This is a genomic window from Streptomyces sp. NPDC048523, from assembly GCF_043199815.1.
In the GTDB taxonomy this organism is placed as follows: Bacteria; Actinomycetota; Actinomycetes; order Streptomycetales; family Streptomycetaceae; genus Streptomyces.
Window position 1 is genome coordinate 667,509 of record NZ_JBICWQ010000005.1, and the last position, 10,868, is coordinate 678,376.

9 protein-coding genes and 1 pseudogene are annotated in these 10,868 nt (G+C 70.7%); 9 read left to right on the forward strand and 1 reads right to left on the reverse strand.

Features of this window, described 5'->3' with window-relative positions:
• Positions 1 to 35: 35 nt before the first annotated feature.
• The 3 genes and pseudogenes from ACGFWE_RS28720 to ACGFWE_RS28730 form a co-directional block, all read left to right on the forward strand.
• Positions 36 to 257: a DUF4244 domain-containing protein gene (locus ACGFWE_RS28720; RefSeq protein WP_352387823.1), complete on the forward strand. Its 222-nt coding sequence runs from the start codon at positions 36 to 38 to the stop codon at positions 255 to 257.
• Complete coding sequence (locus ACGFWE_RS28725; protein ID WP_352387825.1) at positions 244 to 609, forward strand: TadE family type IV pilus minor pilin; 366 nt, start codon at positions 244 to 246, stop codon at positions 607 to 609. Before ACGFWE_RS28720 ends, ACGFWE_RS28725 begins: the two co-directional genes overlap by 14 nt.
• A 536-nt stretch (positions 610 to 1,145) precedes the next feature.
• A pseudogene (locus ACGFWE_RS28730) lies at positions 1,146 to 1,583 on the forward strand (Rv3654c family TadE-like protein); the annotation flags it as partial.
• Here ACGFWE_RS28730 and ACGFWE_RS28735 read toward each other — a convergent pair.
• Positions 1,501 to 4,095, reverse strand: a complete 2,595-nt coding sequence (locus ACGFWE_RS28735; protein WP_393602687.1) for a DEAD/DEAH box helicase — start codon at positions 4,093 to 4,095, stop codon at positions 1,501 to 1,503. The pseudogene ACGFWE_RS28730 and the gene ACGFWE_RS28735 sit on opposite strands and share 83 nt — an antisense overlap.
• An 81-nt stretch (positions 4,096 to 4,176) precedes the next feature.
• Here ACGFWE_RS28735 and bldG point away from each other — a divergent pair, with 81 nt between their 5' ends.
• From bldG to ACGFWE_RS28765, 6 genes are all read left to right on the forward strand, one after another.
• Positions 4,177 to 4,518 (forward strand): anti-sigma factor antagonist BldG, encoded by a 342-nt coding sequence (gene bldG / locus ACGFWE_RS28740; RefSeq protein WP_024885807.1) that lies wholly within the window; start codon positions 4,177 to 4,179, stop codon positions 4,516 to 4,518.
• A 119-nt stretch (positions 4,519 to 4,637) separates the two neighbouring features.
• On the forward strand, positions 4,638 to 5,075 hold the full coding sequence (locus ACGFWE_RS28745; protein WP_393602689.1) for an ATP-binding protein: 438 nt from the start codon (positions 4,638 to 4,640) through the stop codon (positions 5,073 to 5,075).
• Positions 5,076 to 5,363: 288 nt separating this feature from the next.
• Positions 5,364 to 7,769: a sodium-translocating pyrophosphatase gene (locus ACGFWE_RS28750; protein WP_352387831.1), complete on the forward strand. Its 2,406-nt coding sequence runs from the start codon at positions 5,364 to 5,366 to the stop codon at positions 7,767 to 7,769.
• Between the two features lie 215 nt (positions 7,770 to 7,984).
• The gene (locus tag ACGFWE_RS28755) at positions 7,985 to 8,587 is read left to right on the forward strand and encodes a small secreted protein (protein WP_352387833.1); all 603 of its coding nucleotides are present in this window, start codon (positions 7,985 to 7,987) and stop codon (positions 8,585 to 8,587) included.
• Between the two features lie 103 nt (positions 8,588 to 8,690).
• Positions 8,691 to 10,226, forward strand: a complete 1,536-nt coding sequence (locus tag ACGFWE_RS28760) for a methyltransferase (RefSeq protein ID WP_393602692.1) — start codon at positions 8,691 to 8,693, stop codon at positions 10,224 to 10,226.
• 253 nt (positions 10,227 to 10,479) lie between these two features.
• Positions 10,480 to 10,677, forward strand: coding sequence for a hypothetical protein (locus ACGFWE_RS28765; protein WP_393602694.1), 198 nt, complete (start codon positions 10,480 to 10,482; stop codon positions 10,675 to 10,677).
• Positions 10,678 to 10,868: the final 191 nt, after the last annotated feature.

The following is a 10,868-nucleotide window of genomic DNA, read 5'->3' on the forward strand; positions in this document are numbered from 1 at the left end:
AGTAATCAACAGGACTGATCCTTACGGGGGTTGAGATGTACAAGACGGTACGGGCGCGGATGGGTGCCCTGGTGTGCAGGACGATGTGCCGGCTGCGGTCGATGCGCGGGGACGAGGGAATGGTCACCTCCGAGTACGCGATGGGGATCGTCGCGGCGGTGGCGTTCGCGGTGGTGCTCTACAAGGTGGTCACGAGCGGCGCCGTCAGCGCGGAACTCCAGGCCATCGTGAAACGGGCGCTCGATGCGAAGGCGTGAACGGGCGGCGGACGAGGGGTTCGTGACGGCGGAGTCGGCGATGGTGCTGCCCGTGCTGGTGATGTTCGCGATGGCGCTGGTGTGGGGGCTGCTCGTGGTGGCCGCCCAGATCCAATGCGTGGACGCGGCCAGGACGGGCGCCCGCGCGGCGGCCCGCGAGGATCCCGACGAGGCGGTCGTCCGGGTGGCTCGGGACACGGCACCGCGCGACGCGGAGGTGACGGTGGCGCGGGAGGGTGACCGGGTCCGTGTCGTGGTCGTGGCGAAGCCACCCGCACTGCACGGCCTGCCCTTCGAGGTGCGGGAGGAAGCTGTGGCCCTGGTGGAGTCGACGGTGGGGGAAGGGGGATGAGCGGCGGACCTTCGGAGCGCGAGGCTGCCGCCGGGGCCTCCGCGGGCGCTCGGTGCGGCGGCGGGGGGTTCGACAACGCGGGGTCGGACGCCGTGCGGTTCGGGAAGGCCGGATCGGGCGCCGCGCGGTGTGCGAACGCCGGCTTGGGCGCTGCGCGGTGGGCGAACCCTGGGTTCGCCGCCGTCCGGTCCGCGAACGCCCGGTTCGCAAGGGTGGGTGTAGTCGACTCTCGGGTCGCGTGGGCGGGCGTCGCCGGCGCCTGGTTCGCGAAGGCGACGGCCGCCCACCCCAGGGTCTGCATCCTGCGGTCCGCGAAAGCCCGGTTCGCTGGGGCGGGCGTAGCCGACGTGCGGGTCGCGTGGGCGGGCGTGGCCGGCGTCTGGTTCGCGAAGGTGGGGCCTGTCCACCCCCCGCTCGCCACCCTGCGGTTCGCGAAAGCCTTGTTCGCGCAGGTGGGCGTCGCGTCCTCCTCGTTCGTCCAAGGCGCCGGCCTCGCCCGCGCCCGATTCTCCACGGTCGGCTTCGTCAACGCCCTGTTGGCCCGCGGCCGTCGCTGGGCCGTCCGGTTCGCCGGTGCTCAGGTAGGTGTGGCCCGTTCGGACCGGGGTTCCGCCACGGTCTGGAGTGTCGGTGCCATCGCGGTGCTGTGTGTGGTGTTCGGGGCCGTGCTGGCCCTCGGGCAGGCCGTCGCCGTACGGCATCGGGCGGCCGGTGGGGCGGATCTCGCGGCGCTCGCGGCGGCGGACCACTGGGCCGACGGACCGGCGGTGGCCTGCGCTCGGGCGGAGGACGTGGCGCGGGAGCAGGGGACGCGGCTCGTGCGGTGCGTGATGGTCGGTGAGGTCTCCGACGTGACGGCGGCCTCGGGGCGGGGGCCGTTCACGGCGGAGGTCAGGGCGCGGGCGGGGCCTGCGGGGCCGGTTCCGTCGGAGGCTCTGCCATTGCCGAGCCTCGGTCCGGCCCTCGGTCCGGCCCTCGGTCCTGAAGCCCGGGTGCCAGGACTTCAGGGTGCCCCTCCTGCTCCCCGGAGGGCCTCTCCTCCGGTGCCCCCCGCAACAGCACCGTGAGGAGCCGCACCGCACCCCTCTTGTGCAGCGGATCGTTGCCGTTGCCGCACTTGGGGGACTGGATGCAGGAAGGGCAACCGGCGTCGCACTCGCAGGAGGCGATGGCCTGGCGGGTGGCGGTGAGCCAGGCGCGGGCGGTGTGGAAGGCGCGCTCCGCGAAGCCCGCGCCGCCCGGGTGGCCGTCGTAGACGAAGACCGTGGGGAGCAGCGTGTCGGGGTGCAGCGGGATCGACACGCCGCCGATGTCCCAGCGGTCGCAGGTCGCGAAGAGGGGCAGCAGGCCGATGGAGGCGTGTTCGGCGGCGTGCAGGGCGCCGCCGAGGATCTCCGGGTTGATCCGGGCCTCGTCGAGCTGGTCCTCGGTGACCGTCCACCACACCGCGCGCGTACGGAGCGTACGAGGAGGGAGGTCGAGTTTCGTCTCGCCGAGCACTTCGCCGGTGATCAGACGTCTGCGGAGGAAGGACACCACCTGGTTGGTGACCTCGACGGAGCCGTAGCACAACCTGCCCTCGCCCCAGGGGACTTCGACGTCCGTCTCCAGGACGGAGATGGCCGTCGTGTCACGGGCCACCGTCGAGTACGACGGGTTCGCCTCCTCGACCAGGGCGACCGAGTCCTCCAGGTCCAGGGAGCGGACGAGATAGGTGCGGCCCTGGTGGAGGTGGACCGCGCCCTCGTGGACGGCGGTGTGGGCGGAGCCCGCGTCGACCGTTCCGAGGAGGCGGCCCGTGCCCGACTCGACGATCTGGATGGGCCGGCCGCCCTCCCCGCGGATGTCGGTGAGGTCGGCGGCCCGCTCCCGGCGGGTCCAGTGCCAGGCCTTGGTACGGCGGCGCAGCAGCTTCGCGGACTCCAACTGCCCCAGCAGGCTCTCGGTCTCCGGCCCGAACAACTCCATGTCCTCCTCCGTCAACGGCAGTTCCGCCGCGGCCGCGCACAAGTGGGGGGCGAGGACGTACGGGTTGTCGGGGTCGAGGACCGTGGACTCCACCGGCTGGTCGAACAGGGCCTCCGGGTGGTGGACGAGGTAGGTGTCCAGGGGGTCGTCGCGGGCGACCAGGACGGCCAGGGCGCCCTGGCCCGCCCGTCCGGCCCGGCCCGCCTGCTGCCACAGGGAGGCGCGCGTGCCGGGGTAGCCGGAGATCAGTACGGCGTCCAACCCCGAGACATCGATGCCGAGTTCCAGGGCGGTGGTGGCGGCCAGGCCCAGCAACTCTCCCGAGTGGAGGGCCTGTTCCAGGGCGCGGCGCTCCTCGGGGAGATAGCCGCCGCGGTACGCCGCCACGCGGCGGGCCAGGGATCGGTCGACCTCGGCCAGCCGCTCCTGGGCGATCACGGCGATCAGCTCGGCGCCGCGCCGGGAGCGCACGAAGGCGACCGAGCGCACGCCCTGCACGGCGAGGTCGGTGAGGAGGTCCGCCGTCTCCGCCGTGGCCGTACGGCGGACCGGGGCGCCCTTCTCGCCCTGCATCTCGGTGAGCGGGGGCTCCCAGAGGGCAAACACCAGTTCGCCGCGCGGTGAGGCGTCGTCGGCGACCTCGACCACCGGAAGGCCGGTGAGGCGGCGGGCGGCGACCGACGGCTCGGCGGCCGTCGCGGAGGCCAGCAGGAAGACGGGGGAGGAGCCGTAGCGGGCGCAGAGCCGGCGCAGGCGGCGCAGCACCTGGGCGACGTGGGAGCCGAACACGCCCCGGTAGGTGTGGCACTCGTCGATGACGACGTACTTGAGCGCTTTCAGGAAGGAGGACCAGCGGGAGTGGGACGGGAGTATCCCGCGGTGCAGCATGTCGGGGTTGGTCAGCACGTAGTTGGCGTACTGGCGGATCCACTCGCGTTCCTCGAACGGCGTGTCGCCGTCGTAGACCGCGGGGCGTACGGAATTGGCCAGCGGTTGTGAAAGTTCCTTCACCGAACGGCACTGGTCCGCCGCCAGGGCCTTCGTGGGGGACAGGTAGAGCGTGGTGGCGCCGCGGCCGTTCGGGGCCTCGGAGCCGTCCAGGAGCGTGGAGAGGACCGGCACGAGGTACGCCAGGGACTTGCCGGAGGCGGTGCCGGTGGCGACGACGACCGACTCGCCGTCCAGGGCGTGTTCTGCCGCGCGTGCCTGGTGGGCCCAGGGGTGCTCGATGCCGCAGGCCTGGACGACCGCGATGACCTCCGAGCGGATCCGGTCGGGCCAGACGGCATGGCGACCCGCACGTGGGGGCAAGTGCTCCGTATGAGTGATGCGCGCACCCCGGCTCGGCCCGGCGGCGAGCCGGTCCAGGACCGTGCTCGGCGTGGGGCGGGAACCGGTGTCCGCCGAGGGTCGATCGGATCGGAGATTCTTGGCCATCGGCACCGAGTGTGTCACTGGCGTGACGGACAATGGGACCAAGGCGTCGTGCACGCCTGCCGGTAAGTGATTGAATGCCATCGCGGCTGGCGAACCGTCCGGGGGCTTCAAGCCGAGGTGTCCCGAGGGGCGACCGCTCGATAGCAAGGTGCTGGAGGATCCGTGGACCTGTCTCTGTCGACCGAAACCATCGGCGATCGCACGATCGTCAGGGTCGGTGGCGAAATCGACGTATATACCGCGCCCAAGCTGCGCGAGCAGCTGGTCGAGCTGGTGAATGACGGCAGTTTCCACCTTGTCGTCGACATGGAGGGCGTGGACTTCCTCGACTCCACCGGGCTCGGCGTACTGGTCGGCGGACTGAAGCGGGTGCGTGCCCATGAGGGCTCGCTGCGCCTGGTCTGCAACCAGGAGCGCATTCTCAAGATCTTCCGTATCACCGGCCTCACCAAGGTGTTCCCGATCCACACCTCGGTCGAGGAAGCGGTGGCGGCGACCGACTGATCCGTTCCCGGGCCCGTGCCCGGATCGGCAGAAGGACGCCGACAGAAGCAAAAGAAGGGGGTCCGGGCTTTCGGCGGCCCGGTCCCCCGACAGCACGCCCGTAGTTCCGAGGGGGACGCATGGCCACCGTTGAACTCCGTTTCAGCGCGCTGCCCGAGCACGTCAGGACCGCCCGACTGGTGGCGGCAGCGGTGGCGCGCAGGGCCGGAGTGGACGAGGCCGTCCTCGACGAGGTCAGGCTCGCCGTCGGCGAGGCCTGCACCCGTGCCGTCGGACTGCACCAGAACGGCGGCATCACCGCGCCGGTCCAGGTGCTGCTGATCGACGAGGAGAAGCAGTTCTCCATCGAGGTCGGCGACGAGGCACCCCATTCGGCCCCGGGCGACCGGGCGCCGGGTGCGCCGGGCGAGGAGCCCGACGTGGAGACCGAGGAGGACGAGATGGGCCTCGCGGTCATCAGCGGCCTCGTCGACGACGTCGAGGTCACCGCAGGGGAGCACGGCGGACAGATCCGTATGACCTGGCCGACCATGCCGCCGGCCGTAGCGCTTCCCTGACTTTCTCCCCGTTCGAATCAGATTTCTGTTCGACATGCGGAAGGGCCCCACCACACCGGTGGGGCCCTTCCGCATGTCGGCTCGGGCTTTCTGTGCCTACAGTGGTCTGGTGCGATGCCTTTCGTGAATTGATTCACGATCAAGATATCGGCCATGAATGCCTTCGGGGCATTACTGCTTTCAGGTTCTGTAAAGGCGAATTCCGTTTACCGCGCCCTGTTTTGATCAGGACGGGGTACCTACAATCCGTCCACATCTTGAGCTCAGCCCAAGCGTCAAGGAGGACGAATGGCGGGGCTTTCTACCCCTGATCAGTTGGACCAGCCCACAACCTTCGCGGCTGCGGTGCTCACCGACGACAACCGGGTGCTGATCGCGGTCATCGCGGTCGTCGCCCTGGCGGCGCTCGCGGTGGCAGGCGTCCTGGTACGCCAGGTGCTCGCGGCCGGCGAGGGCACCGACAGCATGAAAAAGATCGCGAAGGCCATCCAGGAAGGCGCGAACGCCTATCTGGCACGCCAGCTGCGCACGCTCGGCGTATTCGCCGTCGTCGTGTTCTTCCTGCTCATGCTGCTGCCCGCGGACGACTGGAATCAGCGCGCAGGCCGATCCCTGTTCTTCTTGATCGGCGCCGGCTTCTCGGCGGCCACCGGCTATATCGGCATGTGGCTCGCCGTGCGCAGCAATGTGCGTGTGGCCGCGGCGGCGCGAGAAGCCACTCCGGCGGCAGGCGAGCCGGAAAAGGATCTCACCGCCGTCTCGCACAAAGCCATGAAGATCGCTTTCCGTACGGGCGGCGTGGTCGGCATGTTCACAGTGGGGCTCGGTCTGCTGGGCGCCTCCTGTGTGGTGCTGGTGTACGCGGCCGACGCGCCGAAGGTCCTGGAGGGATTCGGTCTCGGCGCGGCGCTCATCGCGATGTTCATGAGGGTCGGCGGCGGCATCTTCACCAAGGCCGCCGACGTCGGCGCCGACCTGGTCGGCAAGGTCGAGCAGGGCATCCCGGAGGACGACCCGCGCAACGCCGCGACCATCGCCGACAACGTGGGCGACAACGTGGGCGACTGCGCGGGCATGGCGGCCGACCTCTTCGAGTCGTACGCCGTGACCCTGGTCGCCGCGCTGATCCTCGGCAAGGCGGCCTTCGGCGACTTCGGACTCGCCTTCCCGCTGCTCGTCCCGGCGATCGGCGTGATCACCGCGATGATCGGCATCTTCGCGGTCGCCCCGCGCCGCGCCGACCGCAGCGGCATGTCCGCGATCAACCGCGGGTTCTTCATCTCCGCGGTGATCTCGCTCGTGCTGGTGGCGATCGCCGTCTTCGTCTACCTGCCGGGGAAGTACGCCGACCTCGACGGCGTCACCGACACGGCGATCAGCGGCAGGGACGGCGATCCGCGGATCCTCGCGCTCGTCGCCGTGGCGATCGGCATCCTGCTCGCCGCCGTCATCCAGCAGCTGACCGGCTACTTCACCGAGACCAACCGCCGCCCGGTCCAGGACATCGGCAAGAGCTCTCTCACGGGGCCCGCCACCGTCGTCCTCGCCGGTATCTCGATCGGTCTCGAGTCGGCCGTCTACACCGCCCTGCTGATCGGCCTCGGCGTCTACGGGGCGTTCCTGCTCGGCGGCACCTCGATCATGCTGGCGCTGTTCGCGGTGGCGCTGGCCGGCACCGGCCTGCTCACCACCGTCGGTGTGATCGTCGCCATGGACACCTTCGGGCCGGTCTCCGACAACGCGCAGGGCATCGCCGAGATGTCCGGCGACGTCGAGGGCGCGGGCGCGCAGGTGCTCACCAACCTGGACGCCGTCGGCAACACCACCAAGGCCATCACCAAGGGCATCGCCATCGCCACCGCGGTCCTCGCGGCATCGGCGCTCTTCGGGTCGTACCGTGACGCCATCACGACCGGCGCGCAGGACGTCGGCGAGAAGCTCAGCGGGGACGGCGCGCCGATGAGCCTGATGATGGACATCTCGCAGCCCAACAACCTCGTCGGCCTGATCGCCGGCGCCGCGGTCGTCTTCCTCTTCTCGGGGCTGGCGATCAACGCGGTGTCGCGGTCGGCGGGTGCCGTGGTGTACGAGGTACGGCGGCAGTTCCGCGACCATCCCGGGATCATGGACTACAGCGAGGAGCCGGAATACGGCAAGGTCGTCGACATCTGCACCAAGGACGCCCTGCGCGAACTCACCACGCCCGGTCTGCTCGCCGTGCTGGCGCCGATCTTCATCGGGTTCACCCTCGGGGTCGGCGCGCTCGGCGCGTTCCTCGCGGGCGCGATCGGCGCGGGCACCCTGATGGCGGTCTTCCTGGCCAACTCCGGTGGTGCCTGGGACAACGCCAAGAAGCTCGTCGAGGACGGTCACCACGGCGGCAAGGGCAGCGAGGCCCATGCCGCGACCGTGATCGGTGACACCGTCGGCGACCCCTTCAAGGACACCGCGGGCCCCGCGATCAACCCGCTGCTGAAGGTGATGAACCTGGTGGCGCTGCTGATCGCTCCGGCGGTGATCAAGTTCAGCTACGGCGAGGACAAGAGCATCGGCGTGCGGATCTTCATCGCCGTCCTCGCGTTCCTCGTGATCGCCGGCGCGGTCTACGTCTCCAAGCGGCGCGGGATCGCCGTGGGTGACGAAGGCAACGAGAAGAAGGCGGCCAAGTCGGCGGATCCCGCGGTGGTTTCGTAGGCCCACCGACGAGTCCCAGCTCAAGGGGCGGGCGGGCGGCGCGCGTTCATGCGCCGCACGCCCGCCCTGTGCGTGCGCGCCGCTCGGCCGTGAGGCTTCTCTCTCCTGGGGCGAATGCTGATGAAAGGTGTCTATTAGTGACATTCAGGACGCAGATGTCATGCGTGTGCTGTGTAAGGTCCGGGGGCTGAGAGGCCACGGAAGGGACCGATCCGGTGAAAAAGAAGCTCGCGGCCGCACTGTCCGGCAGTGCGGTACTGGTACTGGCGCTGACGGGATGCGGTGGCGGCAGCGAGGACAACAAGGAACTCGACGCCTGGGCCAAGAAGGTCTGCGACCTGGTGCCGGCCCAAAACAAGAAGATCACGGCGGCCTACGACGCGATCACCAAGGCGGCCGAGGACACCGAGAGCACCCCGGCGGAGCTCCAGAAGGCCGACTCCCAGGCCTTCCAGGACCTGTCCGACGGCTACAAGGCGCGCGCCACGGTCATCCGCAACGCCGGGGCGCCTCCCGGTGCCGAGGACGGCGCGAAGAAGCTCCAGGAGGCCGTCAAGCAGCTCACGACGCTCTCGGCGTCCTACGCCGACATGAAGACGCAGGTGGACGGGCTCAACACCAAGGACCAGGCGAAGTTCGCGACCGGTCTCAAGGACGTCTCCGCCGAGATGCAGAAGGTCGAGACACAGCGTCAGACCGCGCTCGCCGCGCTGAAGGACCTGGAGTCGGGCGACACCAAGCAGGCCCTGGCCGATCAGCCGGGCTGCAAGCAGGCGTCCACGTCAGCGACGGGGTCCGCTTCGGCGACGGACAGCTGAGCGGCCGGAGCCGGCGGCCGAGCGGGGTCGCCTCGCGGCGAGCCGATCGTCGAGGCGTGGCGGGCGGCGGGTGCGGACGGCGGCCGCGGGCCACAATGGGGGCGTGAGTACCTCCAGTCTGCCCACGCTGCCCGCCGCTCCCGCTCCCGGCCGTCCCGATGTCACCGTCCGGCTGCGGGACGCCCTCCTCGGGGCCTCCTTCACCGCAGACGGGCTGCTGGAACTGCTCGGCGCCCCCGCCTACGCGGCCCTCGCGCGCAGCGAGACCGTCCCCGCGCTCCGGGCGACCCGCGGGGACACCCCGCTGGAGGTGCTCGTACGCCTGTTCCTCCTCCAACAGCCGGTGCCCCACGCGCGCGTGGCGGACGTCCTGCCCGTCGAGGCGTGTCTGCAGAGCGGCTGGCTGGTCGGCGCCGGCGCGGACGAGGTCGCCGCGACCGTGGACGTACGGCCGTACGGGGGCCCCGGTGGCGAGGACTGGTTCATCGTGTCGGACCTGGGCTGTGCCGTCGGCGGTGCCGGTGGCATCGGCAGCCGGGAGGAGGGCGTCGTCCTCGGCGTCGGCGGTGCCTCCACGACCCTGGCCGGCATCACGGTCCGTACGCCCGTCTCGTCCGCCCTCGACCTCGGCACCGGCTCCGGGATCCAGGCCCTGCACGCCGCGCAGCACGCCACGCGCGTGACGGCGACCGATCTCAACCCGCGCGCGCTGCACATCACCGCGCTCACGCTGGCCCTGTCCGGTGCCCCGGCGGCCGATCTGCGGGAGGGCTCCCTGTTCGAGCCCGTCAAGCAGGGGGAGACGTACGACCTCATCGTGTCGAACCCGCCCTTCGTGATCTCGCCCGGCGCGCGGCTGACGTACCGCGACGGCGGGATGGGCGGGGACGATCTGTGCCGCTCGGTCGTTCAGGGGGCGGGGGAGCTGCTGAACGAGGGCGGGTTCGCGCAGTTCCTCGCCAACTGGCAGCAGGTCGCGGGGGAGGACTGGCAGGACAGGCTCAGGTCGTGGGTGCCGCGCGGGTGCGACGCGTGGATCGTGCAGCGCGAGGTGCAGGACGTCACGCAGTACGCCGAGCTGTGGCTCAGGGACGCCGGTGACCACCGCGGCGACCCGGCCGAGTACCAGGCGCTCTACGACGCGTGGCTGGACGAGTTCGAGGCGCGCAAGGTGAGGGCCGTGGGCTTCGGCTGGATCACCCTGCGCAGGACGGGCTCCGCCGAGCCCTCGATCACCGTGGAGGAGTGGCCGCACCCGGTCGAGCAGCCGCTCGGCGACACCGTCCGGGCGCACTTCGAGCGCCTCGACTACCTGCGCGCCAACGACGACGCGGCCCTGCTGGAGGCCCACTTCACACTCGTGCCCGAGATCGTCCAGGAGCAGGTCGGACTGCCCGGCGCGGAGGACCCGGAGCACGTCGTGCTGCGCCAGCACCGTGGAATGCGCCGGGCCACCAAGGTGGACACCGTCGGCGCGGGCTTCGTCGGCGTGTGCGACGGCTCGCTCAGCGCGGGTCGCATCCTCGACGCGATCGCCCAGCTCATGGACGAGGACCCGGTCATGCTGCGCGACCGTACGCCCGCACAGATCCGGCTGCTGGTGGAGCAGGGGTTCCTGGAGCCGTCCCGGTCGGCCTGACCGACAACAATCCGGCCTGACCGGCAACAAGAAGAGTCGAGGGGGAGACACCCCCACCCGGCGCGGTCTGAATCCGGTCGGTTTCTGTGAGCGTCCGGCGTAGCCAGAGGTGGCGGTGGGGCGGGGCCGGCAAGGGGGTCCGCGGTCGTGGCGGCACGGCGTTCACCCGGGGTTCGTCCGCCCGCCGTCCGCGCGTGCCAGTCTCCACCGGAACCGCACGCGCGGACGGGAGAAACAGGGGGCACGGACAATCATGGAGAGCGGACCGGCGATCTTCACGGGAATGGTGTTCGCCCTGTTCGGAGGAGGGCTGCTGGTGTGGACCGCGGCCCGGGTACGGCATCGCGAGCCCGTCGCCCACGGTGTGAGTCCCGTCGCATCCGCGGCCCTGGCGACCCTCGCCGCCCTCATCGCGCTGGCCCTCGGCGCGTGGTGCCTGACCGGCCTCTAGGACGGCTCCCGGGAGGTCTTCGCGAGCAGGCCGACCGGTAAGAGGGAGATCACCCTCCGGATGAGACCGAAAAGGCCGGTGGGTACTCCGGGCGGCAGGAATGGCGGTAGTCGGGTTACCGTTCGAGTGGCCGTTGCGGGCTTTTCCCGTTTGACACGGGGGCGGGATGTACCGTCACACTCCGCAGCGTC

Excerpts from the sequence above, each read along its gene's own strand:
- ACGFWE_RS28720 (WP_352387823.1), top strand. The coding sequence starts at position 36 with ATGTACAAGACGGTACGGGCGCGGATGGGTGCCCTGGTGTGCAGGACG.
- ACGFWE_RS28745 (WP_393602689.1), top strand. The coding sequence starts at position 4,638 with ATGGCCACCGTTGAACTCCGTTTCAGCGCGCTGCCCGAGCACGTCAGG.
- ACGFWE_RS28735 (WP_393602687.1), bottom strand. The coding sequence starts at position 4,095 with ATGGCATTCAATCACTTACCGGCAGGCGTGCACGACGCCTTGGTCCCA.
- ACGFWE_RS28765 (WP_393602694.1), top strand. The coding sequence starts at position 10,480 with ATGGAGAGCGGACCGGCGATCTTCACGGGAATGGTGTTCGCCCTGTTC.
- ACGFWE_RS28750 (WP_352387831.1), top strand. The coding sequence starts at position 5,364 with ATGGCGGGGCTTTCTACCCCTGATCAGTTGGACCAGCCCACAACCTTC.
- ACGFWE_RS28725 (WP_352387825.1), top strand. The coding sequence starts at position 244 with ATGCGAAGGCGTGAACGGGCGGCGGACGAGGGGTTCGTGACGGCGGAG.